This is a genomic window from Thermosynechococcus sp., assembly GCF_046299635.1.
Classification (GTDB): Bacteria; Cyanobacteriota; Cyanobacteriia; order Thermosynechococcales; family Thermosynechococcaceae; genus Thermosynechococcus.
In genome coordinates this window covers 1-22361 of record NZ_JBKBHV010000011.1, presented here as the reverse complement: position 1 = coordinate 22361, position 22361 = coordinate 1, and the positions used below count along the sequence as shown (strand labels likewise).

At 54.3% G+C, this 22361-nt stretch carries 18 protein-coding genes, 1 tRNA gene and 1 pseudogene; 9 read left to right on the top strand and 11 right to left on the bottom strand.

Annotated elements, in window-relative coordinates:
- The first annotated feature begins 20 nt into the window (after positions 1 to 20).
- Positions 21 to 479 carry an SsrA-binding protein SmpB gene (smpB, locus tag ACK4IR_RS06365; protein ID WP_409873471.1) on the top strand — a complete coding sequence of 153 codons (459 nt, stop codon included), beginning with the start codon at positions 21 to 23 and terminating at the stop codon, positions 477 to 479.
- Positions 480 to 481: 2 nt separating this feature from the next.
- Here the strand turns inward: smpB and ACK4IR_RS06360 are convergent, their stop codons facing one another.
- The 3 genes from ACK4IR_RS06360 to ACK4IR_RS06350 form a co-directional block, all read right to left on the bottom strand.
- Positions 482 to 1123: a DUF3747 domain-containing protein gene (locus ACK4IR_RS06360; RefSeq protein WP_409873469.1), complete on the bottom strand. Its 642-nt coding sequence runs from the start codon at positions 1121 to 1123 to the stop codon at positions 482 to 484.
- Between the two features lie 111 nt (positions 1124 to 1234).
- On the bottom strand, positions 1235 to 4741 hold the full coding sequence (gene smc, locus ACK4IR_RS06355) for a chromosome segregation protein SMC (protein WP_409873560.1): 3507 nt from the start codon (positions 4739 to 4741) through the stop codon (positions 1235 to 1237).
- Positions 4742 to 4843: 102 nt separating this feature from the next.
- Entirely contained in the window at positions 4844 to 5842 is a 999-nt protein-coding gene (locus ACK4IR_RS06350; protein WP_409873468.1) for a DNA-methyltransferase, read from the bottom strand.
- 157 nt (positions 5843 to 5999) lie between these two features.
- On the opposite strand from ACK4IR_RS06350, the gene trxB reads away from it, so the two are divergent.
- Positions 6000 to 7361: a thioredoxin-disulfide reductase gene (trxB, locus tag ACK4IR_RS06345; RefSeq protein WP_409873466.1), complete on the top strand. Its 1362-nt coding sequence runs from the start codon at positions 6000 to 6002 to the stop codon at positions 7359 to 7361.
- A gap of 19 nt (positions 7362 to 7380) precedes the next feature.
- Entirely contained in the window at positions 7381 to 7935 is a 555-nt protein-coding gene (locus tag ACK4IR_RS06340) for a TSUP family transporter (protein WP_409873465.1), read from the top strand.
- Positions 7936 to 7975: 40 nt separating this feature from the next.
- Here ACK4IR_RS06340 and ACK4IR_RS06335 read toward each other — a convergent pair.
- The 3 genes and pseudogenes from ACK4IR_RS06335 to ACK4IR_RS06325 form a co-directional block, all read right to left on the bottom strand.
- Positions 7976 to 8047 (bottom strand) — tRNA-Thr (locus ACK4IR_RS06335).
- A gap of 66 nt (positions 8048 to 8113) precedes the next feature.
- On the bottom strand, positions 8114 to 8896 hold the full coding sequence (locus ACK4IR_RS06330; RefSeq protein WP_409873463.1) for an ABC transporter permease: 783 nt from the start codon (positions 8894 to 8896) through the stop codon (positions 8114 to 8116).
- A 101-nt stretch (positions 8897 to 8997) separates the two neighbouring features.
- Positions 8998 to 9506, bottom strand: a pseudogene (locus ACK4IR_RS06325) (Uma2 family endonuclease); the annotation flags it as partial.
- 183 nt (positions 9507 to 9689) lie between these two features.
- Between ACK4IR_RS06325 and ACK4IR_RS06320 the strand changes: the two are divergent.
- Entirely contained in the window at positions 9690 to 11927 is a 2238-nt protein-coding gene (locus ACK4IR_RS06320) for a heavy metal translocating P-type ATPase (RefSeq protein WP_409873461.1), read from the top strand.
- Here the strand turns inward: ACK4IR_RS06320 and ACK4IR_RS06315 are convergent.
- The 5 genes from ACK4IR_RS06315 to ACK4IR_RS06295 form a co-directional block, all read right to left on the bottom strand.
- Positions 11904 to 12422, bottom strand: a complete 519-nt coding sequence (locus ACK4IR_RS06315; RefSeq protein ID WP_409873459.1) for a (2Fe-2S) ferredoxin domain-containing protein — start codon at positions 12420 to 12422, stop codon at positions 11904 to 11906. The two genes, ACK4IR_RS06320 and ACK4IR_RS06315, sit on opposite strands and share 24 nt — an antisense overlap.
- 112 nt (positions 12423 to 12534) lie before the next feature.
- A complete protein-coding gene (locus ACK4IR_RS06310; RefSeq protein WP_409873457.1) occupies positions 12535 to 13356 on the bottom strand; it encodes a hypothetical protein in 822 nt (273 codons plus the stop codon).
- A gap of 72 nt (positions 13357 to 13428) precedes the next feature.
- Entirely contained in the window at positions 13429 to 14211 is a 783-nt protein-coding gene (crtG, locus tag ACK4IR_RS06305; RefSeq protein ID WP_409873455.1) for a 2,2'-beta-hydroxylase CrtG, read from the bottom strand.
- A gap of 24 nt (positions 14212 to 14235) precedes the next feature.
- Positions 14236 to 14409: a hypothetical protein gene (locus ACK4IR_RS06300; protein WP_011057753.1), complete on the bottom strand. Its 174-nt coding sequence runs from the start codon at positions 14407 to 14409 to the stop codon at positions 14236 to 14238.
- 3 nt (positions 14410 to 14412) lie between these two features.
- Entirely contained in the window at positions 14413 to 14595 is a 183-nt protein-coding gene (locus ACK4IR_RS06295) for a 50S ribosomal protein L32 (protein WP_409873558.1), read from the bottom strand.
- Between the two features lie 210 nt (positions 14596 to 14805).
- On the opposite strand from ACK4IR_RS06295, the gene ACK4IR_RS06290 reads away from it, so the two are divergent.
- From ACK4IR_RS06290 to ACK4IR_RS06270, 5 genes are all read left to right on the top strand, one after another.
- The gene (locus ACK4IR_RS06290) at positions 14806 to 15810 is read left to right on the top strand and encodes a phosphoribulokinase (protein WP_409873453.1); all 1005 of its coding nucleotides are present in this window, start codon (positions 14806 to 14808) and stop codon (positions 15808 to 15810) included.
- Between the two features lie 26 nt (positions 15811 to 15836).
- A complete protein-coding gene (locus ACK4IR_RS06285; protein ID WP_409873451.1) occupies positions 15837 to 17336 on the top strand; it encodes a DUF3352 domain-containing protein in 1500 nt (499 codons plus the stop codon).
- 102 nt (positions 17337 to 17438) lie between these two features.
- Entirely contained in the window at positions 17439 to 20474 is a 3036-nt protein-coding gene (ppc, locus tag ACK4IR_RS06280) for a phosphoenolpyruvate carboxylase (RefSeq protein WP_409873449.1), read from the top strand.
- Positions 20475 to 20614: 140 nt separating this feature from the next.
- On the top strand, positions 20615 to 21874 hold the full coding sequence (gene argJ, locus ACK4IR_RS06275) for a bifunctional glutamate N-acetyltransferase/amino-acid acetyltransferase ArgJ (protein ID WP_409873447.1): 1260 nt from the start codon (positions 20615 to 20617) through the stop codon (positions 21872 to 21874).
- A 16-nt stretch (positions 21875 to 21890) separates the two neighbouring features.
- A partial coding sequence (locus ACK4IR_RS06270; protein ID WP_409873446.1) for a right-handed parallel beta-helix repeat-containing protein occupies positions 21891 to 22361 on the top strand: 471 nt, incomplete at its 3' end.

Genomic DNA, 22361 nt, shown 5'->3' with positions numbered 1-22361 from the left:
AATACCCTTGCGAGTCTCCGATGGGTGAGAGCATCAAAGTCCTGAGTGAAAATCGCCAAGCGCGCTTTCAATACGAAATTTTGGAAACCTATGAGTGTGGCCTTGTGTTGCTCGGCACTGAAGTCAAGTCCATTCGCGCCGGCAAGGTGAATTTGCGGGATGGCTTTGCCCGCATCCGCAATGGCGAAGCATGGTTAATGAATGTGCACATCTCCCCCCACGAGGGCACCAACCAATCCTATAACCACGATCCCCTGCGCGATCGCAAGCTCCTCCTCCACAAGCAAGAAATCCGCAAGCTGGTGGGCAAAGTAGAACAAAAGGGCTTGACGCTGGTGCCCCTCAAGCTTTACCTGAAAAAGGGTCGCATTAAAGTTGCCTTGGCTCTAGCCCGCGGCAAAAAACTCCACGATAAACGCCAAGCCCTCAAGCAGCGACAGGACAAACGGGAAATGGAGCGGGCAATGAAGCAACGCTAGGCTTAACTTTGGGGTTTGGGCATCGGGTTGGCCTCTGTACTAGCGGGGGTGGTAGGGGCAGGCAAGTTGTTGGGCGCGCTTCCTGTGGCCGCTTCCCAAGAGTCGTTGGTGAAATAGACATGGCCGAGCACCCGCCCTTCATAGGTGCGCCGCGTTAGGCGCCAAGTGGGTTCCAGCTGAAACTTGAGAAATTGCCCTTCCTGCATACCGTGGGTGCGGCCAATGACCATCCGCGAGCCACCGCGATTGCTGCTGCCGACCAAGAGTAACTCCCCATTTCCCCGTTCAATGCGCAGATTGTACTGTAAACCCAAATCCTGTTGTGCCACCCGAATGGAGTAGCCATTGCTATCTGTAGCGCGACCACAAATGCCCGTAAAGTCAAACGTGGTCAGGAGCGGCTCAATCACTACAGGATTACTGCCCGACTCGCTCCAGCAGGGACGAGTATCCTTGAGTTGCTCCACCACCAGTAGGCGATACCCACCGCGTGCCAGGGGCACAGCCATCACCACGTAGCGGCTTTGATCCACTTCGGTTTGGGTAAACAGATTGGCTTGATTGGCTTGGGCAGGCCGAGGGGCAATGGTTCCCAAACAGGCCACGGTCAATAGGCTCAGGCTGACTCTTTTCCAATATTCCATAGGGAAACTCCTCAGCAAAAGGTGGAGGATTTGACGGGCAAAGGTATGCTTATGTTTCCCTACGATCCACGGCGATTAATTATCAAAGTTCTAGGCATGTTTTTTCAAGCATTAACGGTAAGCCGTTAGGTCTAGGCCGATCACTTGGGTCTGTTGTCCCCGGCCTTGGGTAACCCCAATGGTTCGCTGCGCGGCTTCAATCATCGGTCGCCGCAGACTGACGACAATAAACTGTGCTTCTTGGCTCTGCTGCTGAATCATTTTGGCAAGGCGCTCGACATTGGCACCATCGAGAAACATGTCCACCTCATCAAAGGCATAGAAGGGCGAGGGGCGATAGCGTTGCAGGGCAAAGATAAAACTGAGAGCAGTTAGGGATTTTTCACCGCCAGACATGGAAGCCAAACGCTGGACGGGTTTCCCCTTGGGATGCGCCACCAGATTCAGACCGCCGGCAAAGGGATCCTCAGGGGTTTCCAGTTGTAAATAGCCATCGCCATCGGAAAGGGTGGCAAAAATCGTTTGGAAGTTCGCATTGACGGCATCAAAGGCTTCACGAAAGGACTGGTGACGCCGTGTGGTGAAGTTTTCAATCCGCAGTAAAATCTCCGTGCGCTCGGCTTCCAGAACGGCCAGCTTTTCCTGTAGCTCATTGAGCCGCCTTTGCGTCTCTTCAAATTCCTGAATTGCCAGCATATTGACGGGTTCCATGGCGCGGAGCTGTTTTTCGAGGGCTTGGCACTGCTGTTGAAGGTCGCTGAGGGAAAGCTCAGCAGGTACCTCGGGCAAGGGCTGCGGCAAGGGGGGTGTCTCGGTGGTGCCCAATTCCTGAAGTTGGGCTTGCAGGCTGGCGAGGGTGTCGCTGCCTTTTTGGCATTGCCATTCCAGTTGTTGGTAGTCCTTTTGCTGCTGGCGCAGTTGGTCATCTTGGCGATCGCGATCGCTCCTGAGCTGTCCTAGGCGGGCATCCAATTCCCGCAGGGCAGTTTGCGTCTTTTGAATTTGCGTGGTCAAGTCCCCAAGGGTTTGATCGAGGGCTTGCTGCTGAGACGCTATCTCCTGTTGGGTGTGACGCAGTCGCTGTATCTCCTGTTCCCTCTGTTGCAAGTCTTGCCCAAGGCGCTCTAGTTGACGCCGGCGATCCCCCAAGGCTTGATCCATCGCTTGCAGGGCGGCCACATGGTCAGCATGGATTTTCTCCTGCGCCTGGATCTGTTCCTGAAGCTCCTGCCAATGCCGATGGCCGGGATTCGCTTCAAGGGCGTTGAGGGCAAGGCGTTCGGTGGCAAGTTCTGCTTCTAGTGCCGGAAGGCGAGTCTCGAGGTGCGCAAGTTCAGTCTCGACTGCGGCTAGCTCTTGGCTAAGCTGTTGCTGTTGACGCTCTAGATCGGCTTGCTGCCGGTTGAGCTGCTGCTGTTGCTGCTGAAGTTGCTCCCATTGCCGCCCGCGATCGCGATGGCTTTGGCGGGCTTCACCAAGGGCTTGGCTCAGATCGCTGACTCTCCCCTGCTGCCGGGTGCGCTCTTGCAGGAGGCGATCTAACAGGCGTTCCAATTCCCCAAGGCGATCGCGCAGCGGTTGGACTTCTGCCGACTCTTGGGGGGAAACACCCTGACCAAAATGGAGGGTGTTGGGGCGATGGGGGCTACCCCCGCTCATTGCCCCCGAAGGTTCCAATAAGTCTCCCTCTAGGGTGACCATCCGATATTGCCCTAGGTATTGTCGCGCTGCCTCAAGGCTTGCAAACACCAATGTATTGCCAAACACATAGGCAAAAATGGGGGCGTATTGCGGCTCAAAGGTGACAAGATTTAGGGCATAGTCAATACAGCCTAGCAAAGAAATGGGAGGGAGGGTTTTGGGACGTGCCATCTTGTTGAGGGGCAAAAAGGTGGCTCTGCCGGCTCGTTCCCGTTTGAGGAGGGCGATCGCAACCGCCGCCACCCGGTCATCCGCCACCACGATATTGCCCAAGCGTGCCCCGGCGGCAATTTCCAAGGCCAGTTGGTAGCGGGGTTCCACCTGTCCCAGTTGTGCCACCAGCCCCAGCACCCCCGGTATCTCAGCCCTTAAAATCAGCCGCGCCGCAACACTTCCTTGACTTTCTTGAACCGCCTGTTGCCGTGCTTCTAGTTGATCCAGTTCCCGCTGTTTTTGGCGCTGTTCCCGCTCAAGGCGGTGATAGGTTTCTTCGGTTAAGCGCAATTGTTGCTGCGCGGTGGCTAAGTCTTGGGCAAGGGTTTGCAGGTGCTGCTCCTGTTGATGGACTGCTGTCTTGGCTTGAACAAGGGCATTTTCCAATTCCAATTGTTGTGCCTTGAGGGTAGTGAGAGCCTGATTGAGTTCCTCTTGCCGCTGCCGCAGTTGTTGCGATCGCTCCTGAAGGCGCGAGAATTCACTGCGACTCGGTTCCAGTTCGTGGATCAGAGCATCAATGCGCTGCCGCCGCTGGCTGTGCTCCTGAAACCAAGCTTGGGCGGCTGTATTCAACTGCTGCGCCTGTTGCCGTAGGGCATTGAGGGTGGCTTGGCTGGTGGCCACAGCTTCGACTAAGGGGGGGCGATCGCCCTGTTGCTGCTCTAACTCTTCGGCAAGTTGCTGTTGTTGCAATCGCTGACTGTGGTACTGGGCTTGGTGCTGCCGCAGTTGTTGGTCTAACTGTTCCCGCTGCTGTTGGTAGGCGGTTTGCTGGCACTGACATTGGCGCTGTTGGGCATGGAGATCGGCTAGCTCTGCTTGCAGGCGGAGATAGGCTTCCTCGCCGAGGGCTTTCACCTGTTGATTCAGGTTCTCAAGGGTTCTTGTGGCCGCTTCAATCTCCCGTGCTTTTTGGTGCAGTTGTGCTTGACGTTGAACCTGTTCTTTTTGCAGGACTTGAATCTGGGCTTGCAGCCGCGCTTTTTCTTGTTCATGGGCTTGCCATTGGCGCACCAGCAGCCATTGCTCGCGCTCTTGCAGTTCTAACCTCAGGGCTTGGTATTTTTCTGCTTGCAGGCGTTCCCGTTGCAGGCGATCGCGCTGCTGGATTAGCTCCTGCTCAACAATGCGAAAGCGTTCTTCGCGCTCCTTGACCGTCTCTAGCTTTTCGCGAGCCTGGGCAATCTTACGGTCAAAATCCGCCACCCCCGCCAACTCGTCAATCATTTCCCGCCGCGCCTTGGCGTTCATGGAAATAATGCCGGTGACATCCCCCTGCAAAACCACGTTGTAACCTTGGGGATAGATACAAAATGCCTGCAACTGCTCGTGGAGTTCATTGAGCGTGCAGGGTTGATCATTGACCGCATAGGTGGAGGTATAGGTGCCCTGCTTGGTAACCCGCAGTCGCCGCGTCACCCGCCATTCGGTTTCGGCATCCAAAGCAAAGGTCACCGTGACTCGCGTTTCGACAACACTATGGCCGCGCCGCGCTTGACTATGGTTCACTAAATCCGGCAACCGTTCGGCCCGCATCCCCTTCGACCCCGCCAGGCCAAGGGCAAAGAGCAACGCATCCAACAGATTCGACTTCCCTGAGCCGTTGGGGCCTGAAATCACCGTAAACCCCGGCAGCAGCGGAATCACCGTTGTGCCGCCAAAGGACTTAAAATTTGTCAATTCTAACTGCTTGATGTACACAACCAAGGAAGCCGCTCAACGATATCCATCCTATCCGTAGGCCAGTCGAACGTGACATTCCCCCTCCCTAAGAGTATGGCGAAGGCTTCCAATATTGCTTGATCATTTGGATTCCTCGGGTTGTTCCAGAAGGCACACTTGGGAAGCCGCTTTCCATTCTTCAGGAATTTGGGAGACTTTCTCTCTCCCCGTTGGCTGATAGAGCGGTTTGCCCATCGGACGATAACGGAGCGTACCGCTGTAATATGCTTGAATGCGTTGACGGGCTATCTCCACATAGGTTGTTTCTTGCTCGCAACCCATAGCTCGCCGACCATGCATGAGAGCCGCAATCAATGCAGACCCTACCCCCATATAGGGGTCGAATACCCAATCACCTTCATGAGTAAGGGCAAGAACACAGCGCTCCACCAGTTCAATGGGAAATTGGCAGGGATGAATCGTCTTCTCAGGATGGTTGGACTTGACGTTAGGAATATCCCAGACCAACTCTTCCCAATCCCGCACCAGAATTTCCCACACATCCGAGGGATTCTTACCTAGAGGATTCCCCGATGGCTTTCCCTTATTAGGCCCCTTAAAGTGACGTTTGCCCGGATATTTTGCCGGCACACGAACGGCATCGAGGTTGAAGATGTAATTATCGGATTTCGTGAACCATAAAATAGTCTCGTAGCGCCCTGAAAAGCGCTTAGAGGCATGTAATCCATGGCCAAATTTCCAAACAATGCGATTTCGCAATTTCATGCCCAGCTTTTTGAAAATCGGATAGTAGAGCACATCAAGCGGATAGACTTCCCCCTCTATGACGAGATTGCCGACTTGCCAGCAAATGCTGCCATCTTCCCTTAAGATACGGTGCAGTTGAGTAATCAATTGAGCGTGAAGGTTCAGATATTCGTCAAGGGACAGCCGATGCTCATACGCTTTGCCGAGGTTGTAGGGCGGCGAAGTCACCACCAACGCAACCGAATTGTCGGGAATCTGCTTAACAAAATCATTGGCATCACCAGAAAAAACAGTAATATGAGCGTCGGGTTGGAAATGGCTCTCAATTGGTGCAATAGCGCGAGCATTAGATAACAATGGAATTTGGCTCAAATCACACTCCTGCACTTTAGGACTGGGAATTGATCTCAACTATAGTTCTCTGGTCATTTTCGGTACACCCATTATGCCCAAAGAGGCTCCCCTTGTTTGCCACGGAAAATCAGGTTAGAATCAAATAACTCATAGTCGTTTCGAGTTTATTTTAGCCATGACACCGCCACGGATTGAGAACGTTGTCATTATCGGGTCGGGGCCGGCGGGTTACACCGCCGCCATCTATGCCGCTCGCGCCAACCTCAAGCCCTTTATGTTTGAAGGCTATCAAATTGGCGGGTTGCCGGGGGGACAACTCATGACCACCACCGAAGTGGAAAACTTTCCCGGCTTTCCCGAAGGCATTCAAGGCCCTGAACTCATGGCCCGCATGAGGGCGCAAGCGGAGCGCTGGGGCACAGAGATGGTCACCGAAGATGTGATTCGAGTGGATTTTCATCAGCGCCCGTTTCTCATTTGCTCGGCGGAGCGACAAGTCTATGCCCATAGCGTGATCATTTGTACCGGGGCGACGGCCAAACGCCTCCATCTTCCCGGCGAAGAGCAGTATTGGACGAAGGGGGTGTCCGCCTGTGCCATTTGCGATGGGGCAGCGCCCATTTTTAAGGATGTCGAGCTGGCGGTGATTGGCGGTGGCGATAGCGCAGCAGAGGAAGCAGTGTATCTCACCAAATACGGCTCCCACGTCCATCTTTTGGTGCGCAGTGACAAAATGCGGGCCAGTAAGGCAATGCAGGATCGCGTGTTTGCCAATCCCAAAATTACGGTGCACTGGCAGACCGAAGCCCGCGAAATCCTTGGGGATGGCAATTTAATGACAGGTCTGCGGATTATCAATAAAGCCACAGGGAAAGAATCTATCCTGCCGGTGCGCGGCCTATTCTACGCCATCGGTCACACGCCCAATACTCAACTTTTCAAAGACTTTCTGGAATTAGATAGTGTCGGCTATATTGTCACCCACCACGGAACGCACACAAGTGTGGAGGGGGTCTTTGCCGCAGGGGATGTTCAAGATCATGAATACCGGCAAGCGGTTACCGCCGCAGGCAGTGGCTGTATGGCGGCGCTCGATGCCGAACGTTGGCTTTCGGCGCGGGGTCTGATTCAGGAGTTTCAGCAAACGGCAACCGAGACCAAACCCGCAGAGACGGCAAAACCTGCCACCTCACCGGCACAGGACTTTGATCCCAATGCCATCAAGCATCGGGGCAGCTATGCTTTGCGCAAACTCTTCCACGAGAGCGATCGCCTGCTGCTGGTGAAATATGTCTCTCCTACCTGTGGTCCGTGCCATACCCTCAAACCCATTTTGGATCGGCTGGTGGAGGAATTCGATGGCAAGGTGCAATTGATTGAAATTGACATCACCGAAGATAGCGCGATCGCCGAGCAAGCGGGGGTAACAAGCACACCCACGATTCAACTCTTCAAAAATAAAGAACTCCTAGAAGTCATGGTGGGGATGAAACCCAAGAGCCAGTACCGCGAAACCATCCAACGCCACCTTGCCTAGGGTCTGGCCGATCGGGGGCATGCTCGGCGAAATTGGACTGCTGACCCTTGCCGGTCTGGCGGCCGGCTTTGTCAATGCCGTTGCCAGTGGGGGAACCCTGATTAGTTTTTCGGCCTTGGTGGCGATCGGCTTGCCGCCGGTGGTTGCCAATCTCACCAGTACTGTGGCTTTGCTTCCCGCTTACTTGGGGGCGACGGTGGCACAACGAGAGGATCTCCAAGGTCAGCAACAGCGCCCTGGTTGGCTCTTTCTCAGTGCTGTGGCAGGGGGGATGACAGGGGCAATGTTATTGCTGCACGTGATTCTCCTAGCCGTGCTGAGCCTCGTTTTGGGAGAGAGTCTGACGCGCCTCAATGGCTGGAAGCAAATTTTAGCCCTTGGGATCAATGTCGCTGCCGCTGCCTTCTTTGTGGTGTCGGGGGAGGTGGTATGGCCTATTGCCCTGGGGATGGCGATCGCCAGCGTTGTTGGCGGGCTTTTGGGGGGCAAATTTGCCCGTGCGGTCAAGCCGCATGGTGGTGGCTTTAGCTGTCCTACCGGCCATCACTTGCTGGCGACGGTGGTGACCGACTAGACTGCCGTTAAGAGACTATCTCCGAAGGGTTATAACGCAAAGCCCGTGACGAGGATTGAACTCGTGGCCTCACCCTTACCAAGGGTGTGCTCTACCACTGAGCTACACGGGCAAAAATCCTTAGGGCTTCATTCTAACCTATAGGGGGAACAATTGCACGGGGCGACTGCCTATTTTCTTAAAAGTTACGCCGAGAGAAAATCCAAGTGGCGATCGCCAGCAGTGCCACCGTATAAATCACGCCATAGAACGCATTGGCCACTAGTTCCGGCAAGGAGGGCAAGATGCCGTACACTGCCGTATTCTTAAAGTCCAAGCGGGATAAATCGGGAAAAATCAGGTAGAGAAACTGCATCAGTTGACGCACGGCATCACTCTCCATCTTTTGGCTGAGGATGACCAAGTTTTGACTAAAGTGCCCCATAAAGTACAGTGCCACCGTGAGCAGCGTGGCAATCAAGGAACTGGTGAAGCTGCCAAAGAGCAAAGCGGCTGCGGTTAGGAGTGACAGCTGTAGGGCAATGTAAAAAGAGGTCACAATCAGAGGGCCTGCGGCATAGGCAAACTGATTCAGGCTCATGAAAATAAAGAGGATCAGTGTCATCAGAGCCACCAGCACCAGCAGAACCGCCGACAGACCCAAATGCTTGCCGATAATAAACTCCGCACGGCTAATGGGTTTTGCCAACATGACCAAAATCGTACGCTTTTCTATCTCCTTATTGAGCAAACCACCGCCGACAAAGGCAGCAATCAGCAAGCCAAAGAGAGAAATGCCTGCCATCCCGGCATCAAGGCTAATTTTGTCTTGGGTTCCTGCCGACACCTGCCCCAAGATTACAATGGCTAAGGCAAGGCCAATGGCAAAAACAGCGGTGACATACAGAACCCGCTCCCGCAGTGTTTCATTAAAGACATTGCGGCTAATTGTCCAGAGGCGACTCAGCGTTAGCGGCAGCATGCTTGGTACCCCTTGAATTTACTCTCCTCTCAAAGAATACCCAATTTTGCTTTTTCAATAGCCTCTTTCCCCCCCCTCAACAGGGAGAGCCGCTCGCTGTTTCACGGGGCAGTGATATCTACGGCGGGGGGAGAGAGGTCAACGTCTTCATAAAACTGTTCGATGGTTGAGGTCAATGCTCCTCAACTGGACGCGATCGCCCCCACGGTAGCAGCGCAGCAGCCAATCCCCCGCCTCATTTTTTTGCTAAATGTCGATCGCCATCTCCTCTGAGCTAGCAAGCACATAATCCACAAGGTTGGGGTTACACCCGTAGAGATCGAACTTTTTGCCCCGATCGTAGGCTGCCGTGGCGGGGGAGAGCACTTCGACAATGAAGCAGGGATAGGTGATGAAAAAAGGACTCTGGCGATCGCGATCGTCACAGATGACACTCAGATCAGAATAAGTAACATTAGCGGTGCGAAGGATATTCACCCTTAGGCCAGAGTTAAGACCCCGTAGATGGGGTTTAATCAGAGTGCCAAAGTTCAGTTTAATAATGCTGGGGTTCTTACTACCACCCGCTATTGCAACCCTCAATCAACTCATGCTTCTCTAACGGTTGCTCTCCGCCGGTGCGAAATCGCGATCGTCCGTGTCCTTGGCAGTTACCATTGTTTACATTTCTCGTGAAAGCCTCACTCTTGAGGATAGCCTGCCCTTTCCCTGCCATCCCAAAGCCAGCGTGCCACAATAGGCGGTGGGGCGCAGTTAGGCAATTGAATGGAGTTCTTTTTGGAGGGGGTGTGACGTGTCCCTAAGTTCAAGTCTTGATTCCCAAACCCCTGAGGTGGCGATCCTGCGGGTGAGCGGTTTGCGCTGTGCGGGCTGTGTGCGATCGCTGGAAAATCAGTTGAAAGCGCAGCCGGGCGTAGAGGCTGCCGCAGTAAATCTGGTAACAGGAACCGCCGTAGTTACCTATTCCCCCACCGAGACTGCCCCCATTGCTATTGTCGAGCGCCTCAACCAAGGGCGGTTTCAGGCCACCCTCGCAGAAGCCAATGCTCCCTTAGAATTGCCGGCTCCTTGCGAGGAAGCTTCTTTGCCAAGGCTGGCGATCGCCCTTGTGCTTCTGGTTCTCTCCAGTGTCGGCCACGGGATCGATCTGCTGCCGGGGCACTGGCCGATGTTAGAAGCCATGATCTGGCATTGGGGATTAGCCACGATTGCCCTAGTCCTACCGGGGTGGGAGATCCTGCAAGAAGGGATAAGAGGCCTGATCCAAGGTCGCCCGAATATGCATACCCTCGTGGCTCTGGGTGCGCTGGGGGCTTACCTCACCAGTACAGTGGCGTGGTTGTGGCCATCCTTGGGGTGGGAGTGTTTCTTTGATGAGCCGGTGATGATTCTCGGCTTTATTTTGCTGGGACGCAGCCTAGAGCAGCGGGTACGTCAACAGGCGCAACGGGACTTGCGATCGCTCCTTGCCCTTCAACCAAAGCAGGCGCTGTGGCAACCCAGTTTGACCACGACCGATCGCTGGCCGATTCCCGTCAATCGTATCCAAGTGGGAGACTGGCTGTGGGTGGATGCCGGCGAACCCTTTCCCGCCGATGGCACGATTGTAACGGGAGAAACCTTGGTGGATGAATCTCTGCTTACAGGGGAATCTCTACCGGTGGCCAAGGGGGTGGGGTCAGCCGTTCTGGCGGGCAGTCGCAATGTGGGAGCGGCGGTCACCCTCAGAGTGGAACGCTGTGGCCGTGCCTCCTTTTTAGGACAGATTTTAGAGTTGGTGGTGCAGGCACAAAACCGCAAGGCGCCGGTGCAGCAGATGGCGGATGGGGTAGCGGGCTATTTTGGCTATGGGGTGCTGGCCTTAGCGGGAGCCACCTTTGTGTTTTGGCGGGCGATCGCCCCCCATTTTTTTCCGGAATTGACCCATAGCATGCCCCTGTTGCCCTTAAAGTTGGCCTTAAACGTTCTAGTGATTGCCTGTCCCTGTGCCCTTGGCCTTGCCACGCCGATCGCCCTGCTTGTGAGCACCAGTCAGGCTGCTACTCAAGGCATCATTATTCGCGGCGGCGATGTTCTGGAGCGCAGTCAGCAGTTAGACACGATTGTTTTTGATAAGACGGGAACCCTCACCAGCGGTGAACTGGAAGTTGCCCAGGTTAGCTGCTATGGCAATCACTCCCCAGAGGAGGTGCTCTATCTCCTTGCCAGCCTAGAGCAAAAAAGCCACCATCCCCTCGCAGGGGCAATACAGAAAGCATGGGCTGCCACCGGCCAAAACCGAGCACTCGCAACCGTGACAGAGGTTGAAACTGCCCTCGGACTGGGGATAAGCGGCCGGATTGAAAGACAGGTCTATCGGGCGGGGCGCCTGAGTTGGCTGCGGGATCAGGGGGTTGACTGCCCAGCCCTAGAGCTAGAAACCCATGTCGCCTTGGCCTGCGATCGCCGGCTCATTGCGGTTGTCACCTTTCGCGATCGCCTGCGCCCTGAGGCAGTCGGCACCGTTCAAGCCCTGCAAGCCCAAGGTTACGAGATCCACGTGCTGACGGGAGACACCGCCAAAGCAGCGCAGCACCTTCTAGACCCCCTCGGCCTACCGCCAACGCATCTGCACACCGATCTGCAGCCCCAGCAAAAACTTGCCCTCATTGAAGGTTGGCAAGCCCAAGGGAAAGGAGTGGCCATGGTGGGGGATGGCATGAATGATGCGCCTGCCTTAACCGCCGCTCAGGTGGGGATTAGCCTTGGCACGGGCACCGACGTGGCCATTGAAGCGGCGGATGTTATCCTCACCCGCAATCGTGTGGAGGATGTGCTCACCGTGCTGAGCCTCAGCCGTGCCACTTTCCGTAAAATTCAGCAGAATCTTCTGTGGGCAGTGGCCTACAATATCGTCGGTTTACCCCTTGCCGCCGGTGTCGGATTACCCCTGTGGGGACTCGGTCTCACGCCGGGAATTGCTGCCGCTTGTATGGCCGTGAGTTCGATTGCCGTTGTCCTCAATTCCCTAAGTCTTAGTCGAGCAAACTAGCTCGCGAATCTGTTGGGCATTGGCGCGGGTGAGTGGTTTCTTATGGGGCAGGACAACCACTGCTGGCCCCCGCTTGCATTCCCCCATACAGCCAGTCGCCTTCAAGGTAATCGGGAGCTGCTGTGCCTCTAATTCTTGCCACAATTCCTTGGCTCCCCGCCGACAGCAGGCGGATTTTTGACAAATGAGCACCTTATAGGGTTGAGAACTCTTTGCGACTGAGGGTTGAGCCGTTGGTAAAAATTCTAAATGGCTTGCCTTGTATTGTTTGACCCAGCCATCATACTTATTGCTGATGGTTCCTTCTAGCCGCAGGCGATCGCCCACCTTGGGAGGTTGTGTTAACTCACACCGCAATGACTTTTCCAGCCTAATCCAGACCGTCCCCATCGCGGTTTTCAAAATTACGACCTTGGGTAGCCCCTTCTTGTAGAAGACCTCTTCGACAGTGCCCTCAAGGCTAAATGTTGGTAAATCAATGACACCCAGACCCATGACAGTAAGATTTTGTTAAAAGTTTTTCTCAATAAATTGAGTCTAGCATAGAAGGTACGGTCTTGGGCTTATCCGAGGTCGTTGTCAAACTTGTCTAAAGAGAAAAATAATGTCAGCCAGAGAGAATCCGCTCCCACTCGGCCAGTAAGTTATCAATACTAGCGTCCGTGGCACCAGTGACGTTGTCGCTAACCACGGTTTCCGCAGCAGTGCTATCAAAATGGCTGCCCACCTCCTCGACACTATTGGGAAAGAGTTCTTCGAGAGTAGGCTGAGTAGCAGAGGGTTCCCCTGAATCGAGGTCGGGTATTAAGTAAATTTGGCGAATGTCTGGCGGCAGAGAGTCCACCAGGCGCGCTAGCCCCTCTTCTAACTGTTGGTTGAGTTCCCCAAGGCTGTAGCTTTCCCCTTGGACTTCTAGGTAGGCGCGCAGCCGCTCAAGGCTCCAGTGGAAGGTCTGGGTGGTCACCAGCACCAAGCGAGTTAGGGGACTCAGATAAGCAAGGGCGGCTTCCAAATAGCACCAAAGGGGCGGGGGGGCATCCTGCAGGACATAGGTAATGTGTTCGATGCCGGGGAGTTCCTCTTGGATCAGGGTAGCAGTGCGATTGACCATCCAATTGCGCAGGGAGCGGGCGTCCTCCTCCCCCACTTTTACTCCCTCAGGGGTAAACTCCACAAGGTCAAGGCTGAAAAAGATCCCATGCCACACCTTGGCAAAAAGATAGTCCACCTGCACCGGCGATCGCCCGTGGTGTTGCAGGACGCTCCAGACAAGAGGCGCATAACGACAATACAGGGCAACAAAGTAGCAGCCGCGATCGCGCTCCTCCTGAAAGTGGTGAACCAATTCCTCATCGGACCAAGTGAGTAGCGGCTGAATCAGGGGATGTTGCCGCTCCGCCATCATGGGAAAGGAGAGAACCTTGACCATACTCACTGCCACTCGATTAGACAAACGCTCTTACGCCGAGGGCAAGGGGTCTATGCAGAATTCGTCGGCAGTTCAGCCCTTGGTGCGATCGCGAAACAGGGGCAGATAATCGCGGCTTTCCGTCCCCAACCAGCGATCCCAAAAGGTGAAATAGAGGCCATAGTTACAGCGAAATTGACTGTGGTGCAAACTGTGGTGGGTAGCACCGATCAACCACTGCCCCAACCAATGCTCGGCAAAACCACGGGGATAAATCTCTAAATTCAAATGGTTAATCACACTGGAGACCGTCATCAGGCTGAGCTGAATCACAATCGCGTAGGGGTGCAGCGGCACCAAGACCAGAACCAGCGGCAGGAAAATTGCCTGTAGGAAAGCCTCCCAAGGGTGAAATGAAAATGCCGTCCAAGGGGAAGGGACAATACTATGGTGATGCACCCGATGGATCCGACGATAAATTTTCGGTTGGTGCATCCAGCGATGGAGCCAATAGTAATAGGTTTCGTGGAGCAGCAGCACAAGGCCAATGCTCAAGGGAAAGTAGAGATAGTCCCAAAGGGAATTTAACTCCAGATAAACCGCCGTCCAGCCCCGCTGCCACATCACGGCAGCGATCGCCCCCACGAGGGCAAAAATAGCCGCTGTTAGCAACGACCAGCCAAACTCCTGCCAAAACTGTCCCCGTTGGTAGGGGCGCAAATTTACCCGCCGTTTCTTGAGGGGCGTCCAGCGAGCCACCACATATACCAGCGAAAAAAAACCGGCCACCAGCACGAGGCGGCTAACCACCATCAAAAACATGACCCCAACCATAATGCCAAAAAGGCGGGGGTCACTGAGGTTGTAGGGAATCATGCTGGAAAGTGCTAAACACCCCTTCTAAAGCCAGCCCAACCAGTGGAGCAAGCCTTCACCAGTCCAATATTCCCATAACAAAAGAGCCACCAGGCCGACCATGGCCGCACGGCCATTGATCCGCTCCGCAAAGGTATTAAAGCCGTACTTGGGGGTTTCCAGTTTTGGGGTGCGGCTCGGCTCTGTGGGGGTGGCCATGGATTACTCCTGCTCGTCTTCTTTCTCTTCTTCCGCTTCCGGGAAATAGAAGCCTTGGGCGCGTTCGGTCAAAATAGACTTGCCAATCGAGAGGGCACGTTGAGCTTGCAGAGCAGCTTGGCGCTTCCAGACCGCACGGCGCATACTGCGCTTGGACTTCGAGGTTTTCTTCTTGGGGCAGGCCATGATGATCCCTAGGATTAACTGTCGCAGTCTACTAGTGTATCCCAAAACTCTCTCCTAGAGCAACCGCTGTCTCTCCCCCTAGACGACAACATTGCTCTTTTTGCACAAAACCTATCACAGAGGGACATGACCCTTGTAATATCAGTAAGGGAATACTGAACCACCCCACCAGGGAATGTCCACTTCTACGAGCAAAGGGAATCGTCAGCTATGAGCAGTAAGCCAGACCGTGTGGTTCTCATCGGCGTTGCCGGAGACTCCGGCTGTGGTAAGTCAACGTTTTTGCGCCGACTGGCCGATCTGTTTGGCGAAGAGTTTATGACTGTGATTTGTTTGGATGACTATCACAGTCTAGATCGCAAGCAGCGGAAAGAAACGGGGATTACGGCGCTTGATCCTCGCGCCAATAACTTTGATCTGATGTATGAGCAGATCAAGGCGCTCAAAAATGGTGAATCAATCATGAAACCCATTTACAACCACGAAACGGGGACGATTGATCCACCAGAGAGGGTTGATCCCAACCACGTAATTGTAATTGAAGGGCTACATCCCCTCTACGATGAACGGGTGCGATCGCTGATTGACTTCAGTGTGTATCTCGACATCAGCGACGATGTAAAAATTGCTTGGAAAATCAAGCGCGACATGGCGGAGCGGGGTCACAGCTACGAAGACGTGATTGCCTCGATCAATGCTCGTCGCCCCGACTTCATGGCCTACATCGATCCCCAAAAGCAATACGCTGACATTGTGTTGCAAATTCTGCCGACCCAGTTGGTCAAAGAGGAAAAGGTCGGCAATATCCTGCGGGTACGGATGCTGCAACGGGAAGGCATCCCCGGTTTCGAGCCAGTTTATCTGTTTGATGAAGGGTCAACAATTACTTGGATTCCCTGCGGTCGTAAGCTCACTTGCTCTTATCCGGGCATCCGCCTCAGCTACGGCCCCGATGAATATTATGGTCACCCCGTTTCGGTACTAGAAGTGGACGGTCGCTTTGAAAAACTTGATGAACTGATCTACATCGAAAGCCACCTCAGTAATACCTCCACCAAGCACTATGGCGAAATGACGGAGCTGCTGCTGAAGCACCGTGATTACCCCGGTTCCGATAACGGTTCGGGGCTGTTCCAAGTGCTGACGGGGCTGAAAATGCGTGCCACTTATGAGCGCTTGACCTCGCGGGATGTGGCCACGATCACCAACCGTTAATTTGGCCTGCCACATTGAGGGCACCGATGCAACTGCACCGTCGCTTGCTATGGTCATCGTTTTTGGCTTTCATTCTCTGCTGGTTGGTTTTAACGTGTGGCCAGCCTGCCTTTGCTGCCGATAGCGATGACCTGATCTTTGTCCCCCGCCAAGCCCAAAGTGTCCTCAAACTTTATCAACGCCCCAGTAGCGATCCCCTACGTTTTGTTTGGGAGCGTTTTTGGGCATCCCAACTCACTAATTGGGGCTGGTCATGGTCTGAGATCAATCCGTGGCTAGGAGAGGGCGTCACTGTTGCCCAGTTTCCCTGCCCTGAAGCATGTCCATCCCCCCGGCAGTTGTGGATTTTGCCCCTAAAGCGTCCAGAAGGGGCGACGGCTTTCCTGGAGACGTACTGGCAGAGCCATCCTTTTGAGTCGCAAGTCTATCAGAATATTCCCCTGCAAGTGGGTAAGGACTTGGTAACGGCACGGCTGGGCGATCGCCTACTCCTCACCTCAGATGTGGAGACCATGACCGCTAGCCTAGGGTCGGCTGTGACGGCGGATGGCAATCTGGCAGGTTTGACCTTTTACCAAGCAGCACGCCCTCAATTAAACGCTCAACCAACCGCCCTCTACTATGCCAACCTGCAATCTCTGAGTAATGATAATCGTGAACTGTCGCCCACCTACGATCGCCTGCTGTTGGCTGTGACGGCACAAAATACCGAGCTGCACCTAGAAACGGTTCTCCACCGTACCAGCGATCCGACCTTCACCGCCGATCCCCTTGATCTTCAGCTCCTCCGTGCCCAAGAACCGGTTCCCACCTTGGTCGTTGCGGGTTCCCAGTTGCCAGAGAGCTATAGCCAACTTACGGAGGCGTTGACGGATTACCGCTTTGGCAAAACTCCCCAAGGGGGGGATATTGCCAGCCAACTGCTGCAGGATTTAATGGCAGATGTACCGGTGGACTTGACTAGACAGATTTTTCCCTTGGCCAGCGATCGCTTTAGCCTTGCCCTTTGGCGACAAGCTGACGAACACTGGCAATGGTGGTGGCAGACGCGCAATACTCCGGAAACACCAACCCTGTTGCAACAACTGGATGATCTCGCCCGTGCCAATGGCTATGAGGTCAATCGCTTGGTTCTGAACCAAGAACCCGTAACCGCTTGGGTGAAATTGATTCTTGACCCGCAGACGAGTGAGGGATTAGTCTCTGATGTGGCAGCAGCCTATGAACAACGGGGCGATCGCCTGACGTTGGCCTCCTCTCTATCGATCCTGTCTGTCTCGCAGGGACGTAAGGTGTCTTGGCTGCCAGAGAGCCTCCTGAAACAGCGGCAGGGGATTTATGGAGTGGTCTATGCTCGTTGGTCGGAGCTATTTGCTCCCTTGAGCCAACGCTGGCCGCTGCTTCAATACCTCAATGGCATCACCGCCGGCTGGTTGGAGCGGTTGCAAAGTATTACACTAGTAAATTACGGCATGCGCGATCGCCTGCAACACCTCGAACTGATTCTTGTCAACAAAAAAGATTAAAAGTGTTAACAAAGCCTTAACAGGCCTGTTATCAATGGTTGTACCTTGCTGCATCAGGATTGGGTAAAGTAGGGAGTATTATATTTGCACACTGGGGTAAATATGACATCAGTCCTCGATGTGACCCATCGCGATCGCCTCATTGAAAGTGAAAGTTTGGCAGCCCGCACTCTACAGGAACGGTTGCGACTGGTGGAAGAGGTCTTGGTGGATGTCTTGGCGGCAGAATCTGGTCAAGAATTGGTTGATTTATTGCGGCGCTTGGGTGCCCTTTCTTCGCCCGAAGGTCATGCCCTCCATCCCCCAGAAGGCGATCTGCTGAAGGTCATTGAATCTCTTGAACTGAATCAAGCCATCAGAGCAGCCCGCGCCTTTAACCTCTACTTTCAAATCATCAACATTGTCGAGCAGCACTACGAACAACAATACAATCGCGAACGTGCAGCTCAAGAGGGATTGCAGCGCCGCAGTCTCATGGGTGAACCGATTTCCAGTGTCAGTGGTGAAGGCTTTCCCTTGCCCCATACTGCTGCCAATGCAACGGATGTGCGTAGCGGCTCCAGTGAACGCCTAGAGCATAGTCTCTACGAAGCCATTCCCGCCACCCAGCAATATGGTTCCTTTGCTTGGCTCTTTCCTCGGCTACATACGCTGAATGTACCGCCGCGCCATATTCAAAAGCTGCTAGATCAACTGGACATTAAGCTGGTTTTCACCGCTCACCCGACGGAGATTGTGCGGCAAACGATTCGTGATAAGCAGCGGCGGGTGGCTCGATTATTAGAGCAACTGGATGTGCTGGAGGGGGCTTCTCCGCACCTGACGGACTGGAATGCCCAAACCCTGCGGGGTCAACTGATGGAGGAAATTCGGCTCTGGTGGCGCACCGATGAACTGCACCAATTTAAGCCAGAGGTTCTCGATGAGGTGGAATACACGCTCCACTACTTCAAAGAGGTGATTTTTGCTGTCATTCCCAAGCTCTATCGGCGACTTGAGGAATCGCTCCATGAAACATTTCCCTACTTAAATCCCCCTCGGCACAATTTTTGTCGCTTTGGCTCGTGGGTGGGGGGCGATCGCGATGGCAATCCCTACGTGAAGCCGGAAGTAACATGGCAAACGGCTTGCTATCAGCGCAACTTGGTTCTGGAGGAGTACATTAAGTCCGTCGAGCGCTTGATCAATTTGCTGAGCCTTTCCCTGCACTGGTGTGATGTTCTGCCGGAGTTGCTGGATTCCCTTGAGCAAGATCAGCGCCAACTCCCCAGTGTCTATGACCAGTATGCCGTGCGCTATCGGCAGGAACCCTACCGTCTCAAACTCACCTATGTGCTCAAACGGCTGCACAATACCCGCGATCGCAACCGAACATTGCAAACCTATTGCATTCGCCGCCCTGAGGCAGAGGAGCTAAATAGCGGTCAATTTTATCGCCATGGCCAAGATTTTTTGGCAGAACTCCTCCTGATTCAGCGTAACCTGAAAGAAACAGGACTCACCTGCCGTGAGTTGGAGGATTTGATTTGCCAAGTGGAGGTTTTTGGCTTTAATTTGGCTGCCTTGGATATTCGGCAGGAAAGCACCTGTCACGCTGAGGCTCTCAATGAAATTACTGCCTATTTGGGCATTCTGCCCTGCCCCTACACAGAACTGTCGGAAACGGAGCGCACGCGCTGGCTCCTCAGTGAACTCTCCACCCGTCGCCCCTTAATTCCGGGGGAACTGCCCTTTAGCGATCGCACCAATGAAATCATTGAAACCTTCCGCATGGTGCGGCAACTTCAGCAGGAATTCGGCACCGACCTATGCAATACCTACATTATCAGCATGAGCCATGAGGTCAGCGATCTTTTGGAGGTGCTGCTCTTTGCCAAAGAAGCCGGACTTTTTGATCCGGTTACAGGCGCCAGTACGCTGCAAGCGATTCCCCTGTTTGAGACCGTTGAGGATCTCAAGCATGCGCCGAAGGTGCTGGCGGAATTCTTTTCGCTCCCCTTTTGCCGCAACTATTTAGCAAGCCAAAGCACTCCTTTTTTACAGGAGGTGATGTTGGGGTACTCCGACAGCAATAAGGATTCGGGTTTCCTCAGTAGCAACTGGGAGATTTACAAGGCACAGCAGCAGTTGCAAAAAATTGCCGAGCGTTTTGGTTTTCAACTGCGGATTTTCCACGGTCGGGGGGGGTCGGTGGGACGCGGCGGTGGCCCTGCCTATGCAGCGATTTTGGCGCAGCCAGAGCAAACAATTAAGGGACGGATCAAGATCACCGAGCAAGGGGAGGTGCTGGCCTCTAAGTACTCCCTGCCGGAGTTGGCGCTTTTTAACTTGGAGACGGTGGCTACAGCGGTCATTCAAGCCAGTTTGCTGCGCAGTAGCATTGATGAGATTGCGCCTTGGCACGAGATTATGGAAGAGTTGGCAGCGCGATCGCGCCAGTGCTATCGCCATCTCATCTATGAGCAACCAGAGTTTATTGAATTCTTTAATGAAGTCACGCCGATTCAAGAGATTAGCCAACTGCAAATTAGCTCGCGACCCACACGGCGGGGGGGCAAGAAAACCTTTGAAAGTCTGCGCGCCATTCCTTGGGTTTTTAGTTGGACGCAAACCCGCTTTCTGTTACCGGCTTGGTATGGCGTGGGAACCGCCCTCAAAGAATTCCTAGAGGAAAAACCGGCGGAGCATCTCTCCTTGCTGCGCTACTTCTACTACAAGTGGCCTTTCTTTCGCATGGTGATCTCTAAGGTGGAGATGACCCTTGCCAAGGTAGATTTGGAAATTGCCCGCTACTATGTCCAAGAACTCAGCCAACCCCAAAATCGTGAAGCCTTCTTTCGCCTGTATGATCAGATTGCTCAGGAGTATCGCCTCACCACCGAATTGGTACTGACCATTACCGGCCATCAGCGGCTGCTGGATGGGGATCCGGCACTCCAGCGATCGGTGCAACTGCGTAACCGCACCATTGTTCCCCTCGGCTTCTTGCAAGTGTCTCTCCTAAAACGGCTGCGCCAGCACAATAGCCAAACCACGTCGGGGGCAATTTTGCGCTGCCGCTATGGTCGCGGCGAGTTGCTGCGGGGAGCACTGTTAACCATCAATGGCGTGGCAGCGGGCATGCGCAATACGGGCTAGGGATTCCTATTGCCCATTACGGAACAACTGCTTCTCTTTGAGTCGTAATTTTCCCCTAGAGTTCCGCAAAAACCATTAATTGTCGCTGTTTGGGCAAATCCCCCTGCTATAATCGCAACGGATCTCTGGTTGACGACGCTATGAGCCATTGGCAACAAATTGCGGGCGGGGTGACTGCCGCCAAAGGGTACCGGGCTGCGGGGATTGCGGCAGGACTCAAAGCTTCAGGAGCACCGGATTTGGCCTTGATTGTTTCCGATGTGCCGGCGATCGCTGCCGGGGTCTTTACCACCAACCACCTGTGTGCTGCTCCGGTCACCTACTGTCGTCAACGCTTGCAAACCAAGGGAACAGCGCAGGCAATTGTGTGTAATTCCGGTCAGGCCAATGCGGCAACCGGAGAACAGGGGCGGCAGGCGGTTTTAGCCCAAGCCGAGATGGTGGCCACGGCGCTAGGCCTGAGTCCAGAAATGGTACTGGTGGCCTCCACGGGCGTGATTGGTCAGCCCATTCCCCTCGAAAAGATGCGCCAAGCCCTGCCCACCCTGACGACGCAGTTGAGTTCTGGCGGTGGCGAGGCCGCTGCGCGGGCAATTATGACAACGGATTTGGTACCCAAGCAAATTGCCTTTGAAACCCTCTGGGAGGGGCAACCGATTCGCATTGGCGGCATGGCCAAAGGGTCGGGGATGATTCATCCGCATATGGCAACCATGTTGGCCTTTATTACCTGCGATGCGGCGGTGTCGCCCCACCTGTGGCAGGAGATGCTGCAACGGGCTTGCGATCGCTCCTTCAATCAAATTACCGTTGATGGCGACACCAGCACCAATGACAGTGTGCTTGCGTTGGCCAACGGCCAATCCCGTACGCCGGCCATTACAGAGCCGGGAGCGGCAGCCACCCGCCTTGAGGAAATGTTGACGGCCGTCTGTGTCCATTTGGCGAAGGCGATCGCCCGCGATGGCGAAGGCGCAACCTGCCTCATCGAAGTTCAGGTGAGTGGTGCCAGTGATGATGCCGCTGCTCGGCAGGTTGCCAAAACCATTGCCGGTTCAATGCTGGTCAAGTCCGCCATCTACGGGCGAGACCCCAACTGGGGACGCATTGCAGCTGCCGCCGGCCGTGCCGGGGTGCCCTTTGATGCCGGGAATCTGGCCATTTCCCTTGGCGGAATACCGATGATGCGCCACGGTCAACCCCTCGCCTTTGATCGCACTGCCGCCCACACCTACTTGGTGAACCAAGCAGCCGCCAACACCGATCCTACCGGTGGGCAATCTATTGACCATCCTATTGTCATTGAAGTGAGCATTGGCAATGGTCAAGGTCGAGGTGTGGCTTGGGGCTGCGATCTTAGCTACGATTATGTGAAAATCAACGCTGAGTACACGACTTAACTTTTTGTTAGTATTTATGGTCTTTACTGTTGCTGCTTTTGGATCGGCGGATTTTCACAGTATTTCTGAAGCACTGGCTGCGGTTCCCGCCCATAGTACCCTCGCGATCAAACCAGGGCATTACGCCGAATCCCTAGAAATCAATAAACCGATTGAGATTGTGGGAGAAGGCGAGCTTGGGGAGGTCGTCATTTTCAGCCCCGATGCAAGCTGCTTGGTGATGGCAGCACCAGTCGCGAGGATAGTGAATGTGCTCTTTGACTACAAGGGAGCGGGAACAGCGATCAAGGTTCCCCAAGGGAGGCTCATCCTAGAGAACTGTCGGATTGAGCTGTTGCCAAACGCCAATCAAGGCATCGGCATCGAAATTGCGGGTTCAACCACTTCTCCCGTGGTGCAGGATTGCCATATTCAAGGGGGCAGAAGAGGCATTGTTATCCGTGAGGGAGCCAAGGCCAACATTGAAGAGTGCACGGTCACAGAGAGT